22 protein-coding genes are annotated in these 26,282 nt (G+C 46.9%); 18 read left to right on the forward strand and 4 right to left on the reverse strand.

Annotated elements, in window-relative coordinates; translation table 11 throughout:
* The first annotated feature begins 162 nt into the window (after positions 1-162).
* The 5 genes from HOP45_RS03385 (at position 163) to HOP45_RS03405 (ending at position 6,669) form a co-directional block, all read left to right on the forward strand.
* Entirely contained in the window at positions 163-1,713 is a 1,551-nt protein-coding gene (locus HOP45_RS03385; RefSeq protein WP_181347501.1) for an alkaline phosphatase, read from the forward strand.
* 255 nt (positions 1,714-1,968) lie between these two features.
* Positions 1,969-3,117, forward strand: coding sequence for an acyl-CoA dehydrogenase family protein (locus HOP45_RS03390; RefSeq protein ID WP_181347502.1), 1,149 nt, complete (start codon positions 1,969-1,971; stop codon positions 3,115-3,117).
* Between the two features lie 29 nt (positions 3,118-3,146).
* Positions 3,147-4,301, forward strand: coding sequence for a thiolase family protein (locus HOP45_RS03395; RefSeq protein WP_181347503.1), 1,155 nt, complete (start codon positions 3,147-3,149; stop codon positions 4,299-4,301).
* Positions 4,302-4,303: 2 nt separating this feature from the next.
* Positions 4,304-5,071 carry a 3-hydroxyacyl-CoA dehydrogenase gene (locus tag HOP45_RS03400; RefSeq protein WP_181347504.1) on the forward strand — a complete coding sequence of 256 codons (768 nt, stop codon included), beginning with the start codon at positions 4,304-4,306 and terminating at the stop codon, positions 5,069-5,071.
* Positions 5,072-5,118: 47 nt separating this feature from the next.
* Positions 5,119-6,669: a fatty acid--CoA ligase gene (locus HOP45_RS03405; protein ID WP_181347505.1), complete on the forward strand. Its 1,551-nt coding sequence runs from the start codon at positions 5,119-5,121 to the stop codon at positions 6,667-6,669.
* Positions 6,670-6,748: 79 nt separating this feature from the next.
* On the opposite strand, the gene HOP45_RS03410 is transcribed toward HOP45_RS03405, so the two are convergent.
* Entirely contained in the window at positions 6,749-8,767 is a 2,019-nt protein-coding gene (locus HOP45_RS03410) for a methyl-accepting chemotaxis protein (protein WP_181347506.1), read from the reverse strand.
* Between the two features lie 251 nt (positions 8,768-9,018).
* On the opposite strand from HOP45_RS03410, the gene HOP45_RS03415 reads away from it, so the two are divergent.
* From HOP45_RS03415 to HOP45_RS03425, 3 genes are all read left to right on the forward strand, one after another.
* Complete coding sequence (locus tag HOP45_RS03415) at positions 9,019-9,990, forward strand: pyridoxal-phosphate dependent enzyme (protein WP_181347507.1); 972 nt, start codon at positions 9,019-9,021, stop codon at positions 9,988-9,990.
* Positions 9,991-10,021: 31 nt separating this feature from the next.
* Positions 10,022-11,704 (forward strand): PucR family transcriptional regulator, encoded by a 1,683-nt coding sequence (locus tag HOP45_RS03420; RefSeq protein ID WP_181347508.1) that lies wholly within the window; start codon positions 10,022-10,024, stop codon positions 11,702-11,704.
* An 80-nt stretch (positions 11,705-11,784) separates the two neighbouring features.
* Positions 11,785-12,507, forward strand: coding sequence for a DUF421 domain-containing protein (locus tag HOP45_RS03425; protein ID WP_181347509.1), 723 nt, complete (start codon positions 11,785-11,787; stop codon positions 12,505-12,507).
* 14 nt (positions 12,508-12,521) lie between these two features.
* Here HOP45_RS03425 and HOP45_RS03430 read toward each other — a convergent pair whose 3' ends face one another.
* Entirely contained in the window at positions 12,522-13,448 is a 927-nt protein-coding gene (locus tag HOP45_RS03430; protein WP_181347510.1) for a manganese-dependent inorganic pyrophosphatase, read from the reverse strand.
* 196 nt (positions 13,449-13,644) lie between these two features.
* On the opposite strand from HOP45_RS03430, the gene HOP45_RS03435 reads away from it, so the two are divergent.
* Positions 13,645-14,133 (forward strand): PTS sugar transporter subunit IIA, encoded by a 489-nt coding sequence (locus tag HOP45_RS03435; RefSeq protein WP_181347511.1) that lies wholly within the window; start codon positions 13,645-13,647, stop codon positions 14,131-14,133.
* A 42-nt stretch (positions 14,134-14,175) separates the two neighbouring features.
* Here HOP45_RS03435 and HOP45_RS03440 read toward each other — a convergent pair whose 3' ends face one another.
* The gene (locus HOP45_RS03440; protein ID WP_181347512.1) at positions 14,176-14,661 is read right to left on the reverse strand and encodes a metallophosphoesterase family protein; all 486 of its coding nucleotides are present in this window, start codon (positions 14,659-14,661) and stop codon (positions 14,176-14,178) included.
* Positions 14,658-15,452 (reverse strand): nucleotidyltransferase domain-containing protein, encoded by a 795-nt coding sequence (locus HOP45_RS03445; protein WP_181347513.1) that lies wholly within the window; start codon positions 15,450-15,452, stop codon positions 14,658-14,660. The genes HOP45_RS03440 and HOP45_RS03445 overlap by 4 nt, the downstream gene beginning before the upstream one ends.
* A gap of 198 nt (positions 15,453-15,650) precedes the next feature.
* Between HOP45_RS03445 and yfkAB the strand changes: the two genes are divergently transcribed.
* The 9 genes from yfkAB to HOP45_RS03490 all read left to right on the forward strand — a co-directional run bounded on the left by yfkAB (position 15,651) and on the right by HOP45_RS03490 (position 26,230).
* On the forward strand, positions 15,651-16,775 hold the full coding sequence (yfkAB, locus tag HOP45_RS03450; RefSeq protein ID WP_181347514.1) for a radical SAM/CxCxxxxC motif protein YfkAB: 1,125 nt from the start codon (positions 15,651-15,653) through the stop codon (positions 16,773-16,775).
* A gap of 426 nt (positions 16,776-17,201) precedes the next feature.
* Positions 17,202-18,410 (forward strand): M24 family metallopeptidase, encoded by a 1,209-nt coding sequence (locus HOP45_RS03455; RefSeq protein WP_181347515.1) that lies wholly within the window; start codon positions 17,202-17,204, stop codon positions 18,408-18,410.
* Between the two features lie 14 nt (positions 18,411-18,424).
* Positions 18,425-19,381, forward strand: coding sequence for a cyclodeaminase (locus tag HOP45_RS03460; RefSeq protein ID WP_181347516.1), 957 nt, complete (start codon positions 18,425-18,427; stop codon positions 19,379-19,381).
* 13 nt (positions 19,382-19,394) lie between these two features.
* The gene (locus HOP45_RS03465; RefSeq protein ID WP_181347517.1) at positions 19,395-20,597 is read left to right on the forward strand and encodes a cystathionine gamma-synthase family protein; all 1,203 of its coding nucleotides are present in this window, start codon (positions 19,395-19,397) and stop codon (positions 20,595-20,597) included.
* A gap of 17 nt (positions 20,598-20,614) precedes the next feature.
* Entirely contained in the window at positions 20,615-21,838 is a 1,224-nt protein-coding gene (locus tag HOP45_RS03470; protein ID WP_181347518.1) for a M20 metallopeptidase family protein, read from the forward strand.
* Positions 21,835-22,887: a homoserine dehydrogenase gene (locus HOP45_RS03475; protein WP_181347519.1), complete on the forward strand. Its 1,053-nt coding sequence runs from the start codon at positions 21,835-21,837 to the stop codon at positions 22,885-22,887. Before HOP45_RS03470 ends, HOP45_RS03475 begins: the two co-directional genes overlap by 4 nt.
* 15 nt (positions 22,888-22,902) lie before the next feature.
* Positions 22,903-24,351 (forward strand): aldehyde dehydrogenase family protein, encoded by a 1,449-nt coding sequence (locus HOP45_RS03480; RefSeq protein WP_181347520.1) that lies wholly within the window; start codon positions 22,903-22,905, stop codon positions 24,349-24,351.
* A 395-nt stretch (positions 24,352-24,746) separates the two neighbouring features.
* Positions 24,747-25,343, forward strand: coding sequence for a DNA-3-methyladenine glycosylase (locus HOP45_RS03485; protein WP_181347521.1), 597 nt, complete (start codon positions 24,747-24,749; stop codon positions 25,341-25,343).
* Between the two features lie 146 nt (positions 25,344-25,489).
* The gene (locus tag HOP45_RS03490) at positions 25,490-26,230 is read left to right on the forward strand and encodes a CAP domain-containing protein (RefSeq protein ID WP_181347522.1); all 741 of its coding nucleotides are present in this window, start codon (positions 25,490-25,492) and stop codon (positions 26,228-26,230) included.
* Positions 26,231-26,282: the final 52 nt, after the last annotated feature.

Below are 26,282 nucleotides of genomic sequence, written 5' to 3' on the forward strand. Positions count from 1 at the left end.
CATTCGCTCTTGGCAGCTTCTTTGTTGTCAGCATTGGATAAGTTCCAGATACGGAAATGGGTTGCAATAATTTAAAGTATTTACACCCTATTTAAATCCCTTTAATAATGTTTCTTTATAGTGATAGATAGATCACCAAAACATGTTCGAAGGGAGAACGTGATGTTCAAAAAGATTGCTGCAGTAGTAGTAATTTCGCTCTTAATGTTTATAGGTGCAACATTTGTTGTAGAAAAGGCACACGCAGGAGGGCACGATAACGCTGAGGAAAAAGTCGAAAATGTGATCTATTTGATTCCTGATGGCTATTCTGCAGGGTATGCTACCAACTACAGATGGTACAAAGGAGAAGATTCCGTATTTGACCCCTATCTTAAAGGGATGATGAAGACGTATTCGAAGGATTCCGAAGTAACTGATTCTGCTGCTGCCGGAACTGCTATGGCAACAGGACAGAAAACCGATAATGGAATGGTTGGGGTAACACCTGATGGAAAAGAGTTAACGAGTATTCTGGATGCTTCCGAAGCAGCCGGGAAATCGTCAGGTCTTGTCGCTACATCTACGATCACTCACGCTACACCTGCCGTTTTCGGTTCAAGTGTTAAAGACCGTGATGATGAGTCAAAGATTGCTCCTCAATATCTTGAGAACGGTGTTGATGTAATCCTGGGTGGAGGAAGGAAATTTTTTCTATCTGAATCAGAAGGTGGAACACAGGCAGAGGATAATCTCGTCAAAGTGGCTCAAAATGAAGGCTATGCTTATGTAGAAGATAGAGCCCAACTCATGATGATGGACAACAGTGACAAGGTGTTGGGATTATTTGCAGAAGGGCCACTTTCCTCTGAACTGGACAGGGAGGATACACAAGAACCTAGTCTTGAGGAAATGACGTCTTCTGCAATTGATACACTCTCCAAGGACGAAGACGGCTTCTTTCTTATGGTAGAAGGCAGTCAAATTGACTGGGCCGGTCACGCCCATGATGCTCCCTGGGCGATGAAAGATACTGAAGCATTTGAAATGGCAGCCAAAAAAGCGCTAGATTTCGCGAAAAAGGACAAGCATACATTAGTGGTCATAGCTGGTGACCATGAAACGGGTGGAATGACAGTCGGAGCAAACGGAGAATACGATGTAAAGACTGAGGTGTTGCAACGTGTAAGTGCTACTGGAGACTACATGGCCGCACAATTGGACGATGAGCAGTCTAATATCAAGAAAGTCGTCAAAGAATATACCGGCCTCGATCTTAACGAAAAAGAAGTGGAGAAAATCCGTGCTTCCGAAAATCCGAATAACGCTATCAACGCTATTGTGAGCGACTATGCCCTCGTGGGGTGGACAAGTTCTGCTCATACAGGAGTTGATGTGCCTATTTATGCGTACGGCCCGTCTGCTGATGATTTTTCTGGTTTAGTTAATAACACGGATTTGCCCAAGAAGATGGCTGCAGCGATGGATATTGAGTTAACAACTGATTCCGCCAAACCCTCTTGGGAAGATCAGAATGAGAGAGAATACGCACTGCCTGCAGGGGACTGGGATCCCTTTAGTGTGGTAGATTTATTAAAATCTCACGGCTACAATTCCAGCTTGACTTTCCGCGGGAAAGTTGCTAACGATTATGATATCAATGACTATAAGGGAACGGCTAAACAAAACATCTTTCTTCTTCAAGAATTGAAAGAAGAATTGAATCGTAACTAAATTTTTCGGACAATGAGTGGAACCTGCTCATTGTCCGTTTTTTTTGTTCTACACTTGAATAACGCTTTTATAATCAATCACCAAGACCGTTTAATTGAGATGCTAAAACGTAATGTTATGACGCAATTTTCCATCTTTCTGTAAGATTAATTATGAAAGCGTTATCTTTTTTTGCAGGAAAATGAATGGGAAATCGAGAATAGACATAAACGAAAGAATTTTCTGAAATTCGTTTAAGTTGCAAGGAGGAGGCCGATGAAAGCGTCCTATATCAAAGAGGAACATGAGATGTTGCGGGGGTCATTACGTAAATTTCTCGAAAAAGAAGCGTTTCCCTATTTTGAGCAATGGGAGCAGAATGAAGAAATTCCACGTTCATTTTGGCAGAAGCTTGGTGAGCAGGTTTTTTTGTGTCCATGGTTATCAGAAAAATACGGAGGAGTCGGAGCAGACTTCGGTTATTCGGTAGTCTTGAACGAAGAGCTGGAAAGGGTTGGCACAGGGCTCATTGGCATTGGGCTACATAACGATATCGTGGTCCCATATATCGATACTTATGGTACAGAGGAGCAAAAGCAGAAGTGGCTGCCTGGGTGTGCGACGGGAGACTTGATTACGGCAATTGCCATGACAGAACCCGGCGCAGGTTCAGATTTGGCTGCCATTAAGACAACAGCCATAAAAGAGGGTGATCATTATATTTTAAATGGAGAAAAAACATTTATTACGAACGGGATTCATGCTGATTTAGTTTTGGTTGTGTGTAAAACCAATCCCAAAGCGCACCCCCCTCATAAAGGGATCAGCCTGCTGATGGTGGAGCGGGATACGCCAGGGTTTCAACGGGGAAACAAGCTGGACAAAGTAGGATTGCACAGCCAGGATACAGCAGAATTGATTTTCCAGGATGCCAAGGTGCCCGCAGCCAATTTACTAGGAGACCCGGGGCAGGGGTTCTATTATTTAATGGAACATTTGCAACAAGAGCGGTTGATCGTTGGAATAAGCGGGATAGCAGCGGCTGAACGCATGCTTGAGATTACCATCCAGTATGTTAATGAGCGTCATGCGTTTGGCCAGGCTATCGCATCATTTCAAAACACGCAGTTCACTCTGGCAGAACAGCAAACCGAAGTGGAAATCGGCCGTGTGTTTCTTGACCGTGTCATTGCGGCTCATATGAACGGAGAGGACGTCGTAAAAGAGGTGTCCATGGCAAAATGGTGGATTACCGAACTGACGAAAAAAACAGCCTCGGCCTGTATGCAGCTCCACGGTGGATACGGCTATATGGAGGAATATGAAATGGCCAGACGATACCGGGATGCGCCCGTTGCCGCTATATATGCCGGTTCAAATGAGATTATGAAAACTATCATTGCCAAAAAGATGGGCTTAGCCTAAACAGGCGGTATTTTTAGGAGGGAAAGAATATGCGTGAAGTTGTGATTGTGGATGCGTTACGAACACCAGTAGGGAGAAGGAAAGGCTGGCTCAGTCAGCGGCGCCCTGATGAATTATTAGCAGACGTTTTAGCGGAATTGGTCGAGCGGGCAGGTCTGGATCCGTCTCAAATTGATGATGTGATCGCAGGCTGTGTGTCCCAAGTAGGTGAACAGGCGGGAGACGTAGCCCGGATTGCTGCCTTGATTGCAGGGCTTCCGATTGAAGTGCCCGGGGTCACCTTAGACCGTCAGTGTGGCTCCAGCCAACAGGCTGTCCATTTTGGCGCTCAAGCGATCGCAAGTGGAGATATGGATACGGTCATCGCATGCGGGGTAGAAAACATGTCCCGAGTGCCGATGTTTTCGAATATGCAAGGAGCGGCTTACAGTGACAAGCTAACGGAGCGTTATGAAATGATCAATCAAGGCCTATCGGCAGAACGGATTGCCAAGCATACCGGATTTTCCAGACAAGAACTTGATCAATTCGCTGTGGAAAGCCACGAAAAAGCGATAGCTGCCAGTAATGAAGGGCGTTTTGCCAAAGAAATCATGCCGGTTGAAGGGACGAATGAAGAGGGTGATCGTTTTGTAGTGGAGAAAGATCAAGGGCCGCGGCCAGGCACTACATTAGCGACTCTGGCCGAATTGAAGCCCGCTTTTCAGGAAGATGGACGCATAACGGCAGGGAATGCAAGCCAGATCAGTGATGGAGCCTCCGCTCTTTTGCTCATGTCGCGTGAAAAAGCAGATGCGCTCGGTCTGAAACCGCGCTTTCGTATCATTGCCCGCTCCGTGGTAGGCTCTGATCCTACTTTTATGCTGACCGGCCCGGTTCCTGCTACGCATAAGGTGTTACAAAAATCCGGGCTTCGTTTAAATGAGATTGATTTGTTTGAAGTCAATGAAGCATTTGCCTCTGTCCCGTTGTATTGGCTGAAAGAAACGGGGGCTGATCGTGCGAAATTGAATGTGAACGGCGGAGCGATCGCGCTTGGCCATCCGTTAGGAGCAACTGGGACCAAGTTGATGACGACCCTAGTCCATGAATTGGAACGCTCAGGTCAGCGTTATGGTCTGCAAGCTGTGTGTGAAGGCATGGGGATGGCTAATGCTACGATTATTGAACGGTTGGAGGGATAAAGATGACAGGAGAAGATGTGATTGCGGTTGTCACAGGCGGAGCTTCAGGACTGGGCGAAGCGACGGTTAGACAGATCCTGCAATCAGGCGGTCGCGCTGTCATTGCCGATCGCAACCGAACAGATGGAGAACAGCTGGCCGACGAACTCGGTGATCACTGCCTGTTTCATGAAGTGGATGTGACCTCGGAGGCGGATGTCACTGCTGTACTTGATCGGTGTGAGCAGCAATTCGGATCTGTCACGGCTGTTGTGAACTGTGCCGGGATCGTCATTGCTGAAAAAGCATTGGGGAAAGAAGGTCCGCATGATCTGACTTCATTTTCAAACGTGATTGAAGTGAACTTAATTGGCACATTCAATGTCATCCGTTTGGCGGGAGACAGAATGAAAAATAATCAGCCGAATGAAGCCGGCGAGCGGGGTGTTATGATCAATACCGCTTCTATTGCGGCATTTGAGGGTCAAATAGGGCAGGCAGCTTATAGCGCATCAAAAGGGGGCGTTGCGAGTCTGACTTTGCCGCTTGCCAGGGAATATGCGCGTTACGGAATTCGCATCATGACGATTGCCCCGGGCTTATTTGAAACGCCGATGTTTAATACACTGCCCGAATCAGCACGCGATGCGCTTGGGAGCACGACACCATTTCCAAGCCGGCTCGGTCAGCCCGGTGAATATGGTCAGCTTGTCCGCAGCATTATGGAAAACCCGATGTTGAACGGGGAGGTGATTCGGCTCGACGGTGCGATTCGAATGCAGCCGAAATAGCCGCTGTTTTTGTCTGAATGCCTAGCAAAAAATGAGGAGGGACTTGTATGGGACCGACGTTAAAAAGCATGTTTGAACAGACGGCAGCCAAGTATCCAAACAAGGAAGCATTGGTTGATTTGCGATTGAAAAAGCGTTGGAATTATGCGGAATGGGAGCAGGAGGTGAATCGGCTCGCTCATACATTGAGGCGTGCAGGTGTCAGCAAAGGTGATAAAGTATCGACTGTATTATTCAACACGTCGGAGTTCGCTACGGCTTTATTCGCCTGTACCAAGATCGGCGCCATTTTCAATCCGATTAATTTCCGGTTGATGGCCAATGAGATCGAGTTCATCCTTAACGACGCCGAACCGAAAATTGTGTTGTTCGAAGAAATGACGGCTGCACAGATAAAACCGATAGCTGGCTCTTTGAAAGGAATAGAATTTTGGTCAATCGATCAGTACGATCTTGATTTTGCATTGAATTATTATGAACAGCTGGAAGGGGCTGATCATGATGATCCTGATTGTGACGTGGAGGAAGATGATATCTATGCGGTCATGTACACCTCCGGCACGACAGGGCAGCCCAAGGGTGTTCTCCATACTCACCGAGACATGATGGACCAGGCATTGATCATGGGCACGGTCTTGCAGATTACGGAGCATGATCGCGGGCTCTCAACGGCCCCCATGTTTCATTGTGCGGAACTGCATTGCGCCTTTTTTCCGCGGGTCTTAATGGGAGGAAGCAATGTGGTTGTCCACCATTTTGAACCGCAAACTGTTCTTAAGGCGGTAGCAGACGAAGACATTACGACTTTATTTGCTGCGCCAACCATGTGGAATATGCTTATACAAGAGGACTTGTCGCAGTTCAATTTCCCATCACTGCGTCAAGGCTTATATGGCGGGGCGCCGATGGCTCCTGCACTCGTCAATAAGCTGCATGAAGCACTCGGCATACGACTCGTCCAAGCATACGGGATGACAGAAATGGGACCGGCCATAACCGTTTTGTTAGAAGATGAACAACTGGATAAAGCCGGAGCTGCCGGACGTCAGCTGCTCAACCATGAAGTGCGCGTTGTACGGACGGCGGAAGAAGGTCAGACGGAGCCGGATGATAGGTGTGATCCGGGTGAGTTAGGAGAAATCATTGTGAAAGGACCCAGCATGATGCCGGGTTACTATAACCGCCCTGATGCGACGGCTGAAGTCCTTTATAAAGGCTGGTACTATTCTGGTGATATCGGCAGCTATGATGAAGATGGTTATCTGTGGGTAAGCGATCGAGTCAAAGATATGATCATTTCAGGCGGTGAAAATATTTATTCACGAGAAGTGGAGGATGTTTTGTTTGATCATCCAAAAGTATTGGATGCGGCCGTGATCGGAGAGCCGGATGAAATGTGGGGCGAACGCGTGGCCGCTGTCATCGTGAAAAAGGATGATAGTTTGACGGAAGAAGATTTGGAGACATTCTGTACATCAAATGATCGTCTGGCCCGTTATAAACGCCCGCGCCGTTATGAGTTTGTCGCCGAACTCCCTCGTAATGCCAGCGGCAAACTACAAAAATTCAAGTTAAGAGAACAAGCTAAGGAAGTGTAAAACAGCCTCCAAAATGGAACAAGCCTGCTCATAGAAATCCCCAGCTCACGCGTAATGTGGGCTGGGGATGTTGTTAGCGTTATAGTTTAAATTTATTCACTTGCTGGTTTAACTGCTCGGCTAGTTCGGATAACGCACTTGCCGTACTGGACACTTCCTCCATCGAGCTGTTTGATTGCTGAGCTGAAGCGGAAACTTGCTCGATTCCGGCCGCGGATTCTTCTGAGACAGCTGCAATATCCTGGATGGCCTCATTCATATCTGAACTGTTGTCTGCGATGTCTTTCAAGTGTTCAGAAATGCCTTTGATTTTTCCGACCATTTCAGAAACAGAGGTTTGAATATCATCGAAGGTTTCACCGGTCACTTGAATTTGTTTCGAGCCTGCATCAACTTCTTGATAACCTTCTTCTAGGGATTGAACGACTGAATCAGACTCGGTTTGAATATTACCGACAATCGAAGTGATGTCGCCCACAGAATTGGACACCTGCTCTGCTAATTTTCTCACTTCATCTGCTACGACAGCGAAGCCTTTGCCATGCTCGCCGGCACGTGCCGCTTCTATGGCCGCATTTAATGATAAGAGATTTGTCTGTTCAGCAATATCCTTGATCACTTGAATGAGCTTCGAAATTTCTTGTGATTGTTCATCCAGCCCTTTGACTTTCGTGACCGATGCTTTGACAATCTCTTCGATATTTTTCATTTGATCGACGGATTTGTTCATTAAAGCACTGCCCTCTTCAGTCATGGTCAGCACCTGCGTGGAGGTGGTTGATATTTGTTCACCGCTTTCATGCGCTTCCTGGACCTTTTGGACGAAGTCTCCCATCATTTCGGATAAGTTGGACGAACCGTTGGCTTGCGTTTCTGCCCCAGAAGTCAATTCCTCCATCGTTGAAGCAATTTGCTCGCTTCCTTCTTGCACTTCTCGTGCAGACTGGGTGAGCTGCTCACTTTGCTGTGTAACAGAGTCGGTTGCATCTGATACATTTCCGATAATGGTGCGCAGGCTTTCTTTCATTTGATCAATGGAAAGGGAAAGCTGGCCGATTTCGTCCTGTCGCTGTTCGGTTAGATCAACGGAAAGATCGCCCTCCTCTACAGCTTTCATTTTTCCTTGCAGTGACTTGATCGGTTTCGTGATTTTTCGTGTTATGACGAGTGTTAAGAAAAAGGATAATATCAGAACGATTAAAATAGTAATGGCAATCGGCAGCAAGATGGGCTGTGCTTTTTCAGCTAACTCTGACTGATTGATTGTTCCAATAATGGTCCAACCGACCCGATCGTTGTTCGTATAACCGAGTGTCCGATCTTCTCCGCTTTCGGTATACTCAACCGTGCCCGATGCGTTTTCCTGTGCCTGAATGTCCTGGAAATAAGATGAATCGGAAACATCTTCTCCGATCCGGGCTTCATCAGGGTGAGAGACAAAAGTGCCGGATTGATCGATGATCGCAGCATAACCGGACTCTCCGATTTCAACATTTTGCACGATATCGAGAATCGCTTGCATATTCAAATCAATCGCCATAACCCCGACCATCTGTCCATTATTTGATACGGATTTCGCAGCACTGACAATCAATTCACCCGAATCTGCATCGACATAGGGTTCGGTCCAAATCGGTTCCCCGGGATTTTCGGATGCTTGTTCATACCACGGCCGCGTTCTGGGATCATAGTCGGTGGGAAGGTCTAGCGTGGGCGAGGTAATCATTTCGCCGTCGCCAGCTGTTCCGAGGTAAGCCGTTTGGATCGATTCGTTTGATGACACGATGTTATGTAACGAATCCATCATCTCATCCCTGGCATTTTCATAGTTCCCGAATTCTTCTTGTTCAGCATAATGAGCGACGATGTCTTCCTGGGTGTCAAAGAATGTCGCAAAGGAATCATTCAACACCCCGGTTTTACTAGCCACATTTTTGGTGAGTTCATCGGTCGTCAATGACACACTGTACGTATAACTTATGTAACCGACTGAAACACCTGCTAAGATGATCAACGTCAAGAATGGAATGAGAATTTGACGTTGCAGTGTTTTGGTAAAGAAATTCCCGTTCGATTCTTTTTTCGCTTTGTTCTTCATGTTAATCCCCCTCTGTCCGTCACCTTAATAAATGAACGATACCCCAAAACTCCGTCTAAGGAATGATGAAAAGAGCTCTGTATCTATGAATGTAATAATGGGTGCATAAAACTAAGTTAAAAGGCATGGTTCTAATTTCATATATCGACCTAATTCGTTAAAGGTTTACCATTTCCTCGCAAAAATTCTGAATTGACCGACATTGAGGAATTTCTATATAATTCAAAGAAAAGTAGAAAGGGTGTGTGTAGATGCAAAAGAAAGTTCAAGAAGCGTTATCTGTCCGGGACGTATGGCGGGCGAAAAAACGAACGGAGGGTATCGTTTCAAAAACACCACTCGTTTATTCTGAACCTTTATCCGACCTTTCGAAGGCTAACGTTTACCTCAAACTTGAAAACACGCAGCCTACTGGGGCATTTAAGCTTAGAGGGGCGGCCAACAAGATTCTCTCATTGACAGAACAAGAGAAGGCGAAAGGCGTGGCGACGTTTTCAACGGGAAACCATGGTATTGCGGTAGCCTATGTGGCAAAAGAATTAGGCATCCCGGCGACCGTCTGTATATCCAATCGTGTTCCGCAGGAAAAAGTCAATAAACTGAAGCGGCTAAATGCCCATGTAGAAGTGGTCGGGGAAAACCAGGATGACGCTGAGCATTATTGCTATGAATTGGAGAAGACAGCAGGCGTCAGTGTCATCAAGCCGTTTGATGATCCTCACATTATTGCCGGTCAGGGGACCATTGGACTTGAAATTATGGAACAGTGCCCGGATGTCGACCAGGCCATCATTCCCTTATCTGGCGGTGGGCTGCTGTCTGGCATAGGCTTCGTTTTGAAAGCGATGGATACTGACATTAATGTCACAGGCGTATCCATGGAAAACGCGGCAGTTATGCATGAGAGTTTAAAGCAAGGCCATCCGGTCGTGTTAAAAGAAAGTGATACACTTGCCGACAGTTTATTAGGTGGGCTGGGACCAAATAATCAGCACACATTTGAAATGACGAAAGCCTATATGGATCAGAGTGTGCTTGTTTCCGAAAATTCCATTGCCAAAGGCATTATTTTTATGCTGCAGTATCATAAAATGGCAGTAGAGGGGGCAGCAGGTTCTGTCATCGCCTGGTTATTAGACGGAAATGGAACGCCCTCAGATACAATCGTTTTAGTCATCAGCGGAAATAATATTGACCATGCAACGATTAAAGAGCTGATTTAATCGCTTAGTTTATTAACATTGGGGTGGGTATATGGGGTTAACTGTTAAAGATATTGTGCAGCTGCCGATTATGGAAACGGCTAAAGTCAAGACGGGCAAAGATGTCCTCAGTGAAAAAGCGGTCGAGTGGATTTCTGTCATTGAAACGCCTGTCGAGAATTTTGTTCGCACCAATGAATTTGTTTTAAGTACAGGGGTAGGCTGCGGCGATGATCCGTTACTGCTGGAGGAGTTTGTCCAGGATGTCATCCACGCAGGTGCCTCAGTGCTGGCGTTTGCTACCGGCCGTTATATCTATCATTTACCAGACCGGGTCTTGCAACTGGCGGAGGACCACCATTTGATCGTGATTGAACTTCCGTGGGAATTGAGGTTCGGGGATGTGCTGCAAATCGTTTTAGACGAGATCAGCCAGGATAAAAAAGCTGAGCGCCAGCAGGCAGAAGGCGTAAGGCAAGAGCTCATCAATTGCGTTTTGAATGGGAATGGTCTTCAGGAAATATCGAAATTGTTATATGAAAACACACAGATCCCGATGGCCATCAGTGACCACAACAAAATCATCCGCGCCAACCACGATCTTAATCCACATATATTAAATGTATTGAACGGACGTACAGAGGGGCATGTTCAACAGATTCCTCCTTCTGAAATTCCGTTTAGTGAACATCCGCTCTATCATCACATTGAAGAATATGTGGTGGATCAGGAAACGTGTTTTCAACTGACCATATTATCGAACCACAATACGCAAGGGTATCTGCTCTTTAAGCCCGAGGACCGCTATCAGTTGACGTGGTTTGTTATGAATGTCCTCGAGCATGCCCTGACGGCTTGTGCGCTGTATTTTCTCAAAGAAAATGCTATCGAAATGACGGAAATCAGACTGCGTGATAATTTCTTGCTGGATTTAGCTAAATCAGAGCAGGAAGTGAATAATCAGGTGCTCTCTAAGGCTCAGCTGCTTGGTTACGATTTAACCCGCCCGTATATTTGCCTCGTCGGGGATATCGGTTTTGCGAAAAAGATTGATGATGAGATTGGCGAATTGCCCGAGCAATCGTTCACCTCCTCGCTCCATAGCCGTAATTATTACTTACAGAAAGAAATCACGTACGCGGGGGATCTCTTGAAACGGCGAACGATGACGACGTTTGATGATAGTCAGGTTATCATTTTTTTAGAAGCCGACCATCATCCTTATATGGAAACGTCAAACCAATTTTTGGATCTGATCGAACGCCGGCTTAACGAATTGCTGGCCGGAATTGAAATTTCCTGGGGAATCGCCACCCATAAAGATGGTCATTATTCATTTCACCAAAGTTATGAAGAGGCTAAAACGGCGTTGGACATCGGGCGGCAGCAACATGGAAAAGGCGAACGGACCTTTTTCAGCGACACCCGTATTAATCGCCTGTTAATGGCGTTATCCCATGAAAAAGAGATTGAAGCGATTGTGACCGATACGATCAGCAGTTTGATTGAATACGATCGCAAGCGGCAGACTGACTTGATTCATACGTTTATCGTGTATAACAAGTACAATAGTAATGTAAGCCAAACAGCACGAGCATTGAATTTGCATCGGCAGTCGTTGTTGCATCGTTTACGGAACATTGAACAGTTGACCCAGCTATCCTTGGTTGATTCCGATGATTTATTTTTACTCGAATTGAGTGTCCGTTTGTGGATGTTGAAAAAAGTAGAGTGACTTTCATAGAGGAGGCGTCCCTCATAAACATCACACCTCTGGGTAAAATATTGACAGTGATGAGAAGAGGGACGTGGCATATGGAGATTATGATGGACGCTGTGAAGGTTCTCGGCCGAATTGTGACGATTTTGCCGTTCTTATTGTTTATTGCGCTTTATATGGGTAAACGATCAATTGGGGAACTCCCCGTGTTTGATTTGCTTGTCATATTAGTCTTGGGCTCTGTGGTCGGTGCGGATATTGCGGATCCTGAAATCAATCATATTCATACCGTGGTGGCCATGATAGGGATCGCTTTGCTGCAGAAGTTCATTGTATTTTTGAAATTGAAAAACCGGAAAATCGGCAATCTCCTTACGTTTGAGCCTACCGTGGTCATTTACAACGGGCAGTTTCTAGTGCAGAACATGAAAAAAATTAATTATTCGATTGATAATGTCTTGCAGATGCTGCGTGAGAAAGATGTATTTAGTGTGGAGGATGTAGAAATCGCCATCATCGAAGCGAATGGCAGTTTATCGCACAAACCGGTGGCTGCAAAAAGCGGGGTGACCCGGGAGGATCTTAACGTGTTGAAGGCGGGTCATCAATATGAGATTCCGGTGATTTTGGATGGTGTGGTTCAACTGGATTTGCTGCGGCGCGTGAATAAAAGTGAAGCCTGGTTAAAAGAGAAATTATTAGAGCACAATCTCGTTGATACGTACCACGTGTTTTATGGTGCGATTACGAGTAAAGGAGAGCTGTTTGTGTCCCTGAAGGGGGAGACGCCTTCCGACGTTCCCCCGTTTGAACATTGAGTGTTTGGACAAGATCAACTCAAGCTGTCTGTTAAAGAAGGCACGATTTGTTTTTTTCGCGAGACAACTCCTTTTACAATGGCCCTGTTATTGGATAGCGATACCTGGAAGGCCGGTTCGACAGCGGGCGCTTGCTCGCCCAGAGCCAGGATCATTGAATCGCTAGTTAAAATGTCTGTAGCCATGAACACGAATAAATCCAATCCTTTTTCGGTTATCAGGTTGGAAATGGCGTGTTCTATTTCGTTTTGGCGGTCGAAGAGTTCTGGCGTATCAACGGTGTTGACTTGGGCGATGGTTACATCGTAGTTTCCCATGCGGAAGTCTTTGGCATCTTGTAAAATAATCTCTTGGGCTGATTGATCACTCATGTCTGTGCCGGCTTTCAGCATGGCTAAGCCAAATTGCTCGATGTCAACCTCGGCTATGGCGGCTAGTTCATACGCTGCTCCTCTATCTTCTTCTGTGCATGTAGGGGATTTTAATAACAATGTATCGGAGATGATCGCAGCAAGCATTAATCCGGCTGTGTTTTTATGTATGGCGACACCCTGTTCTTTATACAAGCTGTTCAGGATTGTAGCTGTGCATCCAACCGGCTCTGCCCGATAATAAATCGGATCGTTCGTCTCAAAATTAGCAATGCGGTGATGGTCAATCACTTCTCTTATGTTCACCTCGCGAATATCATCGACACTTTGTTGAGGCTCATTGTGATCGACAAGAATAACCTCGCTTACTTCATCGGAAACGCTCGTTACTTCTCTTGGAGCTTGCGTTTTGAAGTAACCCAGTGCGTATTGTGTTTCTTTGCTGACGCTCCCCAGTCTTACAGCCTCGGTTTCCTTTCCAAGCTGATTCTTTAACTGCGAATAAGCGATCGCTGAACAGATCGCGTCGGTATCTGGATTTTTATGTCCGAAGACAAGCGCTTTCCCCATGTACACAAAACTCCTTTCTTCTTCAACGTTACCCCTATTATCGTCCGATATTCAATCAATTTCAACAAATCCCGCGTCAGGCAGCCACCTTTGTGACCCTGGCCCATATTAATTAATAAAGGTTGCAAAACGTTAGGTTACACATTACGCTAATAATTTCAACGTGTTAAGCGTGAATCAAAGGAGGAGCTGTGACATGTTAAAAAAACTATTTGGCCATAAAGAAACAACGACAACGGTGCTGGCACCCGTTACAGGAGAACGCATCGCGTTAGATGACGTTCCTGATCCTGTTTTTTCACAAAAAATGATGGGAGAAGGGCTTGCGATCAAACCCGCGACAGGAGAGGCTGTAGCGCCGGTGGATGGGGAAGTCACTCAGTTGTTCCCGACGAAGCATGCGGTCGGCCTGGAAACAAAAACAGGTATAGAGATTCTTGTGCATGTTGGTTTAGAAACTGTGAGTATGGACGGGGAAGGGTTTCAATCCAATGTGGAACAAGGTGATCGGGTCAAAGCAGGGGACAAGCTGATGCCGTTTGATATCGACCTCATAAATGAGAAGGCTTCAAGTACCATCACACCTGTCATTGTGACGAACAGCGATCAATTCACGGTGGACCTACTTGAAGCGGATCATGTTGAGGCCGGTGTGAGTGAAGTCATGTATATCCAAGGGAAATAAGTGAAACTCCATGTGATGAGGCGGGCGGAAAGCCGAACGGTTTCAGAAAAAGATATGGTGCGCTTGAATGGTTTCATCAATTGTGAGGATGCCGAACGAACAAAAAGGCAGGCCACGTTTATCGGTTATGGAGCCTGGATTGAACAACATGGTTTTTTTGACGAAACGAAGCAAGGGCAAGTGAGAGTGACCGAAGATAATGCAGTCAAGCTCTTCTCCCTCAAACGCCTCTAACACGCGTTTTTCGGTTGTTTTTTTATCACCGTGGCCATGGGTGAGACCTATGCGGAAGCCGCCCGCTTCAATGATTGTATGTTCCGGCAGTTGGGTGTGTAGCTCTTCATCGTCGACATTACCGTAAACCCCTACGACCTCCCCGTAATGGGAGAGTTTCTCGTGCACCCACTTCTCCTGCCAGTCGCCGGCATGGATAATCAGGTCGGCTGTAGGCAGCTCTTCAAGCAGGCGCTGTGGAAGGGATGATGCTTTTTTAGGCATGTGTGTATCTGCAATGACGACTAGTTTCAACGATCTTCCTCCTCGTTCTGATAAAGGTTGATATGTCTTTCCAACATGCGGTGTAATAACTGCTTTGTATACGGTCTTTGTTCCAGTATGCAGGCGAGCCAATCCATTTCTCCGGTAATCAGTTGTTTTATTTTCACAACGGCATCATGATGACGCTCTGGCGTTAAACTGTTGAATATCGCTGTGATTTGGTTAGTGATTGAGGCGGGGAGGGCATCACCTGCCGTTTTCAATCCGAGCTGTGCTCTCCTCGGGTTATAGTGATGGAGGAGGACTTTGGCTAGTTCTATCATGATATCATGCCCGACGTGTACGGCCCAGAGGTCGTTTCCTCTACCGGCTGCTTTATGGTATTGCAACAGGAAAAAAGCAGTATCATCAATATGATCATGCAGCTCTTGTGGTGATAGACTAAGATCCTGAAAGTCTCGAAATGGTGCTAATTTATTGTTCGGATCATGCAGCACGCGGAAATAATCTTTATTTAAGAAGGACGTTTCGGTCACCGTAAACAGATCAACGTGCAGTAGATTATCGTACACTGCTAGGATTTGTGGTGCTATGATAAAAAACGTATCGACATACAACAAATCTCCATATGCCTTTAAATGATCGAGCCGCCTCGTCAGGAAGGCCTCTTCATCTTGTGCCTCCACCAAACAATAAAGATCCACATCGGAATAGGCATCATGCTCCCCTCGCCCCATCGACCCTTTCAAAAAAACAGCCTGCACCAACGCATCCCGCTGCAAACTCGCCGTAATAGCTTGTACCGCATCCTCCTGCATCATACAACCCCTCCCACCAAATTGAATATTACATCAGCATACCACTTTTTGTGTACCTGGTACACAAACCGTATTCTGAAAACAGCCGGGCGTGCCATTTTGGCACGCCCGGCTGTTTCGAGAATCATCGTTTTGTACCAGGTACGGGAGTGGTACAATGGTAGACAGGTTTAATTTTTTTAAATGAAGGGAGTTTCATGGATGAGGTCGAGTATGGAGCTTCGTGCTATTTCTCCTGAGCATGATCCGTGGGAAGCGTACATGGATGTTGAGGAACATGGCGATTTAACATTAAGCAATATTGAATTTACGACGACGCACCTTTGCAATATGCGTTGCGAGCATTGTGCGGTCGGATATACGCTGCAAAACCAGGATCCGGAGGCGCTGCCTATGAAGCTGCTGGTTAAACGGCTCGATGAAATCCCGCACCTGCGTACGTTGAGCATTACCGGCGGGGAGCCGATGTTATCGAAAAAATCAGTGGATCACTATGTGGTGCCGCTCTTGAAATATGCTCATGAACGCGGCGTCAGAACGCAAATCAATTCAAATTTAACGTTACCGTATAAACGTTATGAAGCCATCATTCCGTATCTTGATGTGCTGCATATCTCGCATAATTGGGGCACAATCGAAGAGTTTGTCCACACGGGATTCGCACGCATGGAGCGGAAGCCGTCTGAAGAAAACCGCCAAAAGTTTTTTGATCGGATGGTAGAAAACGCGCAGGCCCTTGCTGCAGAAGGGGTCATGGTCTCTGCTGAAACCATGCTGAACGGGCGGACTTTTCCTTACCTGGAACAAATTCATGACCACGTAAAGGAAATGGGGTGCGCCCGTCATGAAATCCACCCGATGTACCCAGTGGATTTTGCTGAAAATCTCGATACACTGAATTTAGCGGAAATGCGCGAGGGGATTACACGATTACTTGATCATCGTGATCCGGACACGTGGATGCTATTTGGAACGTTGCCTTTTTACCCGTGCAGTTCATCGGCTGAAGAGCTGGCGCTGCAAAAGCGTCTCTATCAGGAACCGAATGTGACGGTACGCAATGATCCCGATGGGCGCTCTCGTTTGAACGTCAATATTTTCAGCGGCGAAATCATTGTTACCGATTTTGCGGATGAAGCGCCGCTTGGAAACATACAGACGACGACGCTTCCGGCTGTTTTTGACCGATGGATGGCAACCGATACAGCACAACGATTGAATTGTCATTGCCCTGCCGTGAAGTGCCTGGGGCCGAACGCCCTCGTGAAAAATACGTATTATCCCGATGTGGATTTCCAACAGCGGGAAACCAAGATTCATTTATAGCGTTTGCAAAAGCCCGGATCGTTTAACACACGCCATCCGGGCATTTTTATGTCGATTGTCCTCTCGTTCTGATCAACTGCTCGCCACTTCAGTTCAACTTTTCCTATTTTTCGCTCATATTTGCGTCATTTCTTTGCAACTTCCCGCCATTAAAGCGTTTTGATAAATATTAACCGAAGTTAATAAATATAAAATTAGTCGAACTCTCTACTATCTTGTCCGACGAAATTGGGTGAGGGTCCAGGTAGATGAGCACATGGTATAAACCCTTGTAAAACCTGATGAGAACAAGCTTTCATACACAATTGTATAAAGAGTCCAAGAAAAAGTTCATACAGTTTAGACATTACATTTGAGCCGATTCTTGAATACAATGAACGTAAGAAATGTTTAAATATTCAGTTATCGTGAAGAGGGGGGAAAACTATGGTGCTTCCGTTTGATATTTTGGAATATCATGAACGTTTAAAGGCAACGAAGCAGCGTATGGAAGAAAAAGGGATAGAAGTCCTGCTGATCACGGATCCGGCCAATATGAATTATTTATCCGGGTATGATGCATGGTCATTTTATGTGCACCAAATGTTAGTTGTGATCATTGATGAACCTCAGCCTTTATGGATAGGACGTTTTCAGGATACGAACGGTGCGAAAGTGACGACGTGGATCTATGATGAAAACGTGATCGGTTACCCCGACTATTATGTGCAATCGGCTGTGTATCACCCGATGGACTTCATTGCTGATATTCTGAAGCAAATTGGTCAAGGCAATCGGAACGTTGGGGTGGAGATGGACAATTACTACTTCTCTGCTATGGCGTATGAACGTTTGAAACAACACTTGCCGAACGCCGCGTTTAAAGATGCAAGTGCTCTGGTGAATGGTGTTCGGATCATAAAGTCTGATCAAGAGATTGAATATATGAGACGGGCGGCGCGTATTGCGGAACAGGCAATGGTAAAAGGTGTGGAAAGCATTTGCATTGGCGGCCGTGAATGCGATACGGCAGCGGAAATCTATTACCAGATGGTTAAAGGCACGCCGGAATACGGCGGCGATTACCCATCGATTGTGCCGTTATTGCCATCAGGCGAAAACACGTCGACCCCGCATTTAACCTGGACCGAACGCGCTTTTCTTGAAGGCGACGCTGTCATTGTTGAGCTAGCCGGCTGCTATAAGCGTTATCATGTTCCGTTAGCTCGTACCGTTTCGGTCGGTCAACCGTCCGAACAGTTGCAATCGATTACGCCAATTGTCGTGGAAGGCCTTCAGGATGTGTTATCGTCCGTTAAACCAGGCATGACATGCGGAGAGATGGAAGAAGTTTGGCGCAACAGTATTAAAAAACACGGGATTGAAAAAGAATCGAGGTTGGGCTATTCTGTCGGATTGAACTATCCACCGGACTGGGGCGAACACACCGCTAGTATCCGTATGGGCGATTCAACGGTTCTGCAGCCGAACATGACGTTTCATCTTATCCCGGGTCTCTGGTTTGATAACTATGGCATTGAAATCAGCGAGACGTTCCGCGTTACGGAGACAGGAGCTGAACTGTTCACGCAATACCCTCAGGATCTCATCGTGCGCGATCCATTGAATATCAGTCCAAGCGATAAGATCAGTTAGGAGGTGTCCGACCCATGAAGGTCGTAACACGAGAGGAGCTTGAACGCGTTATTCACATTGAACCCGACATGATCGAAGTCGTGGAAGGCGCATTCAATGCACTTGTCAACAGAACGGTGTGGATGCCGCCGATCATGCGGATCGATGTTCCTGAAAATAACGGCGAAGTCGATATAAAATCAGCCTATATCTCAGGCTATGACAGCTTTGCGATAAAAATATCATCAGGCTTTTTCAACAATCCCCAAATCGGTCTTCCCAGTGCGAATGGACTGATGATGCTGTTGAGCTCGGAAACAGGCGTCCCCCAAGCCATCCTGGCTGATAACGGATATTTAACCGACATGCGGACAGCAGCGGCCGGAGCGATTGCCGCTAAATATTTATCCCGATCTGATAGTAAAGTTGCCGGTATTATCGGAACGGGAGCACAAGCGAAGTACCAATTGATCGCATTGACGCAGGTACGGGAGATTGACCGCGTCATCGTGTATGGACGCAGAAGTGAAAAAGCAAACCAGTATAAAGTTGAAATCGAAGAAGAACTCGGCTTATCAGTCGAAGTGGCCGACGATATAAAGCAGGTTGTTACGAACAGCGATATTGTGGTGACCACGACGCCTGCAACCGAGCCCCTTATCCAGGCAGATTGGCTTCATCCCGGCCTCCATATCACAGCAATGGGATCCGATGCAGAGCATAAACAAGAACTTGATGCTCGCGTGTTAGAGACTGCTGATCTCGTTGTATGTGATGTGAAAAGTCAAGCTGAAACATTAGGGGAATTACGGAGCTGCACTAGTCCAGACGTGCACGAACGCGTTCTGGAGCTAGGCGAGATTACGAGCGGACAGAAACAGGGCAGGACAGATGATCAACAGGTGACGGTCTGTGATTTGACCGGCACGGGCGTGCAAGATACCGCAATTGCAAGGCATGCTGATCAACTGCTCACATCAACTAACCAATAAGGAGGAATCAGTGATGAAAAATGCAAAATTCAGTACACGTTCAATTTGGGGCGGCGAAAAAGATTCGCTTGCTTTCGGGGCTACACAAGTACCTGTGGTGCATAGCGTGTCTTACGGATATGACGACATGGATGACTGGTATGAAGTCGCTATTGGAAATAAAGAAGGCCATATTTATGGACGGAATACAAACCCAACGGTGCAGGCGTTTGAAGAAAAAATAAAAATCCTTGAGGATGCCGAAGCGGCAACAAGTTTTTCCACAGGGATGGCCGCCATCAGCAACACGTTAGGGACATTTCTATATCCTGGTGACCGTGTGATTTCCATTAAGGACACTTACGGCGGCACCAATAAAATTTTCACTGAATTTCTACCGAAGCAGCAAGTCGAGGTCGTCCTTTGTGAAACAGGCGATCATGAAGCAATTGAAGCTGAGGTAGCTAAAGGGTGTAAGGTGCTTTATTTGGAAAGCCCTACGAACCCAACGGTCAAAATTACAGATATCGAGCGTATGGCAAAGGCCGGAAAAGCGGTGGGTGCGCTTGTCATTGTCGACAACACGTTTGCTACGCCCGTCAATCAAAACCCGCTTGAACTAGGCGCAGATCTTGTCATTCACAGTGCAACGAAATTTCTCGGCGGTCATGCAGATGCCCTGGGCGGCGCGCTTTGCGGCTCTAAAAAGCTCGTTGAAGCTGTTTATCATTACCGGGAAATCAACGGGGCCACGATGGATCCGATGGCGGCCTACCTGCTGCTGAGAGGAATGAAAACGCTGAAACTGCGCGTGGATAAGCAAAACGAAAATGCCATGGCGATAGCTCAATACTTGAAAACTTTTGAAATCGTGGATGACGTCTTTTACCCAGGTCTTGAAGAACATCCGGGACATGAGATAGCCAAACAACAAATGAGTAACTTCGGAGGTATGCTCAGCTTTTCAGTAAAAGGCGGTGTGGAAACCGTTCGTCACTTGCTGCCAAAACTCCGCTTTGCCAATCGTGCTGCCAACCTTGGTTCGGTGGAAACGATCGTCGGTCCATCAAGAACGACGAGCCACGTTGAATGTACACCGGAAGAACGAGCAGCGATGGGGATTCCGGAAAGTTTAATCCGCTATTCAGCTGGCATCGAAGACATTGACGATTTAAAACAGGATCTTTACCAGGCGTTCCACGCAGTATCAGAAGAAGTGGCAACGATTAATAGCTAAGAGAGGAGGGGTTCCTCTTGCATACACCAACGTATGATTTATCCCAACGCGCTCAACTTATACAATCCGACTTGGTTCAATGGCGGCGGCACATTCATCGTTATCCGGAGCTGAGTTTTCAAGAACGGCAAACGAGTTTGTATATCAAGCAAGTCCTTGAATCGATCGGCTCGTTAGATATTGAAACGGACATCGCCGGCACCGGCATCATCGCGACGTTGCGAGCCGGCGAGGGTCCTGTCATAGGGCTTCGTGCTGACATGGATGCCCTTCCTATTCAAGAAGAGAACGAAACCGATTATCGATCACAACATCCCGGTGTTATGCATGCCTGCGGCCACGATGCCCACGTAGCTATTCTGCTGGGTGCAGCAAAGCTCTTAACAGAAGATGCCAGGGCAGGTGCATTCACCGGGACGATCAAATTCATTTTTCAGCCTGCTGAAGAAGCTGGTGATAAAGAGGGTAAAACGGGTGCTGTGCACATGTTAGAATCTGGCCGTCTTGATGATGTGGAAACGGCCATTGCGCTTCATATGTGTCCGTGGCAGCGAACAGGTGATATGCAAATCCATGACGGTCCGAGTATGGCGAACGTCGACAACTTCTCCCTCGTCATTAAAGGCTCAGGCGGTCACGGCGGTTACCCTCATATGGGAACGGACCCCATTTGGATCAGCAGTTATGTGCTTCAGGGGCTATACAGCCTGATGAATCGCAAGGTCGATCCCATGGAAGTCGGCGTACTGAGTGTCGGTGAAATACATGGCGGTTTGACCTCGAATGTCATCCCCGATTCTGTGACCATCAGCGGCACCATGCGCTCATACACGCCTGAAGTGAGAGCGCAGATCACTCAGGAACTGCAAACCATGGCCGGTATGATTACCTCATTGGGAGGCACGTACGAACTGGATATTGAACACGGAGAGCCGGCCCTTTTCAATCACCCCAAGGTAAACACGGTGATCCGGAACGCCGCGAGCTCCCTCTATCCAGATAGCCGTTTTATTGAAGAAGCATTTGGAATGGGTGGAGAAGATTTCGGTCATATGACCACCCGCATGACTGGAGCCATGTTCTTTCTTGGCTGCAACAATAGTTCAAGCGATATGAAGCGATTGCATACCTCGACGTTTGATATAGATGAAAACGTCCTGCCGATGGGTACAGCAATCCTGGCAGACTGCGCTACTCGCTTGCTGCCATCAAAAGTGAAATTGGGAGGGGAGATGGAATGAGCACTAAAATAGCTTTCATTGGGTTCGGCGGAGTCGGGCAGGCGCTCGCAGAACTGCTTGTCACGCGACAGATCGAACTCAATGCCAGCCATGGACTTGATGCTGAAATTGTAGCCGTATCGGATGTAATGAAAGGAGCGGTCTACCATCCAGATGGATTGAACGTAACAAAGCTCTTGGATGTGGTGCGCGAAACGGGAAGTGTTGAAGAATACCCGGACCAGCCTGGTTTGATCAAAGGCTGGGATAGCCTGAAAACGATCAAAGAAAGCAACGCCGATATGATTGTGGAAGTGACGTTTACGGACGTGAACACGGGAGAACCAGCCATCACACATTGTCGAACGGCATTCGAAAATCGCAAAAGTGTGATTACGACCAACAAAGGGCCGATTGCTCTTGCCTATCATGAGTTAGCTGATTTAGCAGATAAAATGGGCGTCTACTGGGGATTCGAAGGAACTGTCATGAGCGGGACGCCTGCCCTCAGAATGCCGATGGAGACGCTTGCCGGCAATGACATCACGGAAATAAAGGGAATTCTGAACGGCACGACCAACTATATTCTAACCGAAATGGAAAAAGGGCAATCGTACGAAGCATCACTTGATAAAGCTAAGCAGCTTGGCTATGCCGAAGCGGACCCTACGAGCGATGTAGAAGGATTCGATGCACGGTATAAGGCCGTCATTTTGGCAAATTATATTATGAAAGCGCCTTTATCTTCGAGCGATGTCACGTGTAAAGGGATTACTGAATTAACGGGAGACATGGTCAACGAAGCCTTGCAGAATAATAAGAAATGGCGTCTGCTCGCCAGAATCACAAAACAGGACGGTGAAGTGAAAGCTTCTGTTCAGCCCGAGCTTTTGGATGCGGATGATCCACTGGCCGGAGTGGCGGGAGCAACCAACGCCATCATGTATGAATGTGACTTGGCAGGCCCGATCATGCTGACAGGGGCTGGCGCCGGTTTAACCGAAACAGGATACTCTCTCTTGATTGATCTGATTCACTATCAAAAGCAAGTTAAGCTTGCCAAAATTTGAGGAGGGTGGTGCACAATGCAAACAAAAGTGAAAGCTGTTAAGATGCTGGTCGCTGGAAAATGGGTACAGACTGAGCGTACCTTTGAGGTGAAGAATCCTCAGGACAATCAGCCGATCGCTGCGGTGCCGTCGGCGTCAAAAGAGGATATGCTGCAAGCGATTCAAAAGGCGGACAACGCTTATCAAACAACCCAAGTTTGGCCGACTCATGAGCGGATGACCATTTTAAACAAAGCAGCTGACTATATTCAACGTCACTCTGAATACTATGCCGAGACCATAGCTTCTGAAGCGAGTAAAACCATCAATGAAGCACGCGGTGAAGTGAAGCGGACCATTCAAACGATTCAAATCAGTGCTGAAGAAGCAAGGCGGATCAATGGCGAGACCATTAACTTCGACCAGAACGAAGGCAGTGAAAACAGAGTCGGTTACAGTTATCGTTTTCCGATTGGCGTAGTAGGCGCGATCACACCGTTTAACGATCCGCTTAATCTCGTCGCCCATAAAGTTGGGCCGGCGATTGCAGCTGGAAACGCGATTGTACTGAAACCTGCATCTGTCACCCCGTTGAGCGCCCTTCTCCTTGCTGAAGCTTTTGACCATGCCGGTTTGCCGGAAGGATTTCTTTCGGTGGTTACAGGCTCAGGCCGGGAAATTGGGGAAACGTTGGTCACCCATCCCGATGTAAAAATGATTTCGTTTACCGGCGGACCAAATGCCGGCGATCACATCGCGCGTCAGGCCGGTCCGAAGAAAATCAATATGGAACTCGGCTCCAATTCGCCTGTGATCGTGTTGAATGACGCCGACTTGCACGATGCCGTCCAATCCTGCGTGTCTGGCGGATTCGCGGCAGCTGGGCAAAATTGCATCGGCGTGCAGCGCATTTACGTTGAGAAGGATAGTTACAAAAAGTTCTTGGATACGTTCCTCAATCGAACTGAAGAGTTGAATGTCGGCGATAAAATGGATGAACTGACAGACATGGGACCATTGATCAACGAACAAGAAGCTAAGCGAGTTGAAGAATGGGTCAATGAAGCTGTTGCAGGTGGAGCGACAGTCCAAATCGGCGGAAAGCGCGAAGGCACTTATTATTATCCTACCGTCCTAACAGATGTACCAGACGATGCTAAAATTGCGAAAGAAGAAATTTTCGGTCCGGTGGTATTGATTTATTCGGTCGATGATATCTACCAGGCTGTCGAACGTTCCAATGATGTCGACTACGGCTTACACGCCGGTGTATTCACCTCCAACATCAACCACGCCTTCTACGCAGTGAAAAGCTTGAATGTCGGCGGTGTCATGGTCAATGACAGCAGTGATTATCGTATCGATGCGATGCCTTTCGGAGGCGTAAAAGGCTCCGGTATCGGCCGGGAAGGTGTCCGCTCAGCCATTGAAGCGATGACCGAAGAAAAAGTAGTCTGCTTCCGATTGCAGGAACATTTGTTATAAAGTATTGAGGTTTGGACAAAAACTAAATAAAACACAAAAATTCCGAACATTTCGCTGAAGGTTCGGAATTTTTGTGTTTTAGGAAGGTGTTTAATGACCGCTCCGTCAAAACACTTCGCTTTCCACGGGCACGGCCTAAGCTTCCTCGAAAAGCAAAGAACGCTTTTCTGCGGGATCTTCGGCTCGCGCTTTTCCCGTAGGAGTCTACGTGTTTTGACTACGCTCATGAACATTGTTGAAATGAGGTCCATTTTCAATGTTCGTTTTTAAAAACCCTTTTGCTTATGTGCCATTCTCATTTTGTTGGGAGAGAGGGGAAGTGCTTGCACGTTTTCTTTCGTGTTGAAAGGGTACACTAATGCTGCCAATTATCATGTTTCTAAGAGGTGAAGGTCATGTCCGCAAAGCAATTGGATTATGCTTTTTTTGAAAATGAATCTACGCTGCAGCTGGCACAGGATTTACTGGGAAAACGACTCGTGAAAGAGACGCCTGAAGGGACAGCATCCGGCTGGATTGTGGAAACGGAAGCGTATGCAGGGCCGCTCGATCGCGCAGCGCACAGCTTTGGCAATCGACGAACGAAGCGCACAGAGGTCATGTTCGGCCCGCCCGGTTACGTTTATACTTACGAAATGCACACGCATTGTTTAGTCAACGTGGTGAGCTGCAAGGTGGATTGTCCTGAAGCCATATTGATTCGAGCCGTTGAGCCTTGTGACGGCATCGAGCTGATGTATCAACGTCGCGGGCAACAAAAAAAAGAGCAGGAATTAACGAACGGGCCAGGCAAACTGACGAAAGCGCTCGGCATCGACAAAACGGATTATGGACGTCCGTTTTTTGAATCGCCGTTGTATATTGCACATGGATTCACACCAGATGCTGTCAGCAGTGGTCCTCGTGTTGGCATAGACAATAGCGGTGAGGCCAGAGACTATCCGTGGCGATTTTATTTGCCAGATCACCGTTTCGTATCAAAGGGACGGTAACGTTGCCAGGATTTACATGACCTGAGAAGACCGTCTAACAGCGCCTCCGCTTTATCACCAATATTTACCCACCTCCGACTCGGATAAAAAAATGAAGCAAGCAAATATTATAAACGCTTCAGTTTTTTATAAGAGGAGGTGACATTATGCGAAAATTATTATATATGCCATTATTCGCTCTCATAATGGTGCTCGTTGCTTGTAACCAGGGTGATCAGGAAGGTATGCAAGGCGATGACATGACCTATGATCGCGTCAACTATGGACAAGGTGAAGGTGAGCGAGGCAACCGTGGTTATGAGGGCATTTACGGTGGTCAGCGTGATTTCAATATGGATCTTTGGGGACGTAAAAGCCAGGAATACGCAGAACGTAACCAAGAGGGTAACAACGGTTTCATTCCTGATGCGGGTCAAAATAACACCAAGCAGGAAGCTCAAAATCAAACCCCGACTGAAAGTAATAGCGAAGGCCCTGTAGGTAATGACAAAGAATCGAACGATCAATCGCTGTCCAATTTGCAAACACAGGTCATTGAATTGACTAACGCAGAGCGGGAAAAACAAGGACTGGATCCCCTAAAAGCGAGTAAGGAAGTATCTAAAGTGGCCCAGGCGAAATCGAAGGATATGGCGAAAAATGATTATTTCTCACACACATCGCCAACCTATGGATCACCTTTTGATATGCTCAAGGATTTCGGTGTTGATTACACTGTAGCAGCTGAAAATATCGCAGCTGGACAACAAACACCTGAAGAGGTTGTAAAAGGTTGGATGAATAGCCCGGGACACCGTAAAAACATCATGAACAGAAGTGTAACGCACATTGGTGTCGGCTATGCTAAAGAAGGCAACCACTGGACGCAGATGTTTATCGGCAAATAAGGTGCCATCCCCTATAGAAAATTCCGAACAATTTGGCTGAAATTGTTCGGAA

The sequence above is a fragment of the Thalassobacillus sp. CUG 92003 genome (assembly GCF_013618635.1).
GTDB lineage: Bacteria > Bacillota > Bacilli > Bacillales > Halobacillaceae > CUG-92003.

Bases quoted from the DNA above. Each gene is read 5' to 3' on its own strand.
- HOP45_RS03435 (WP_181347511.1), top strand. From the start codon at position 13,645: ATGTTAAAAAAACTATTTGGCCATAAAGAAACAACGACAACGGTGCTG.
- HOP45_RS03390 (WP_181347502.1), top strand. From the start codon at position 1,969: ATGAAAGCGTCCTATATCAAAGAGGAACATGAGATGTTGCGGGGGTCA.
- HOP45_RS03485 (WP_181347521.1), top strand. From the start codon at position 24,747: ATGTCCGCAAAGCAATTGGATTATGCTTTTTTTGAAAATGAATCTACG.
- HOP45_RS03415 (WP_181347507.1), top strand. From the start codon at position 9,019: ATGCAAAAGAAAGTTCAAGAAGCGTTATCTGTCCGGGACGTATGGCGG.
- HOP45_RS03475 (WP_181347519.1), top strand. From the start codon at position 21,835: ATGAGCACTAAAATAGCTTTCATTGGGTTCGGCGGAGTCGGGCAGGCG.
- HOP45_RS03490 (WP_181347522.1), top strand. From the start codon at position 25,490: ATGCGAAAATTATTATATATGCCATTATTCGCTCTCATAATGGTGCTC.
- HOP45_RS03430 (WP_181347510.1), bottom strand. From the start codon at position 13,448: ATGGGGAAAGCGCTTGTCTTCGGACATAAAAATCCAGATACCGACGCG.
- HOP45_RS03395 (WP_181347503.1), top strand. From the start codon at position 3,147: ATGCGTGAAGTTGTGATTGTGGATGCGTTACGAACACCAGTAGGGAGA.
- HOP45_RS03405 (WP_181347505.1), top strand. From the start codon at position 5,119: ATGGGACCGACGTTAAAAAGCATGTTTGAACAGACGGCAGCCAAGTAT.
- yfkAB (WP_181347514.1), top strand. From the start codon at position 15,651: ATGAGGTCGAGTATGGAGCTTCGTGCTATTTCTCCTGAGCATGATCCG.
- HOP45_RS03385 (WP_181347501.1), top strand. From the start codon at position 163: ATGTTCAAAAAGATTGCTGCAGTAGTAGTAATTTCGCTCTTAATGTTT.
- HOP45_RS03410 (WP_181347506.1), bottom strand. From the start codon at position 8,767: ATGAAGAACAAAGCGAAAAAAGAATCGAACGGGAATTTCTTTACCAAA.
- HOP45_RS03445 (WP_181347513.1), bottom strand. From the start codon at position 15,452: ATGATGCAGGAGGATGCGGTACAAGCTATTACGGCGAGTTTGCAGCGG.
- HOP45_RS03465 (WP_181347517.1), top strand. From the start codon at position 19,395: ATGAAAAATGCAAAATTCAGTACACGTTCAATTTGGGGCGGCGAAAAA.
- HOP45_RS03455 (WP_181347515.1), top strand. From the start codon at position 17,202: ATGGTGCTTCCGTTTGATATTTTGGAATATCATGAACGTTTAAAGGCA.
- HOP45_RS03420 (WP_181347508.1), top strand. From the start codon at position 10,022: ATGGGGTTAACTGTTAAAGATATTGTGCAGCTGCCGATTATGGAAACG.
- HOP45_RS03460 (WP_181347516.1), top strand. From the start codon at position 18,425: ATGAAGGTCGTAACACGAGAGGAGCTTGAACGCGTTATTCACATTGAA.
- HOP45_RS03480 (WP_181347520.1), top strand. From the start codon at position 22,903: ATGCAAACAAAAGTGAAAGCTGTTAAGATGCTGGTCGCTGGAAAATGG.
- HOP45_RS03425 (WP_181347509.1), top strand. From the start codon at position 11,785: ATGGAGATTATGATGGACGCTGTGAAGGTTCTCGGCCGAATTGTGACG.
- HOP45_RS03400 (WP_181347504.1), top strand. From the start codon at position 4,304: ATGACAGGAGAAGATGTGATTGCGGTTGTCACAGGCGGAGCTTCAGGA.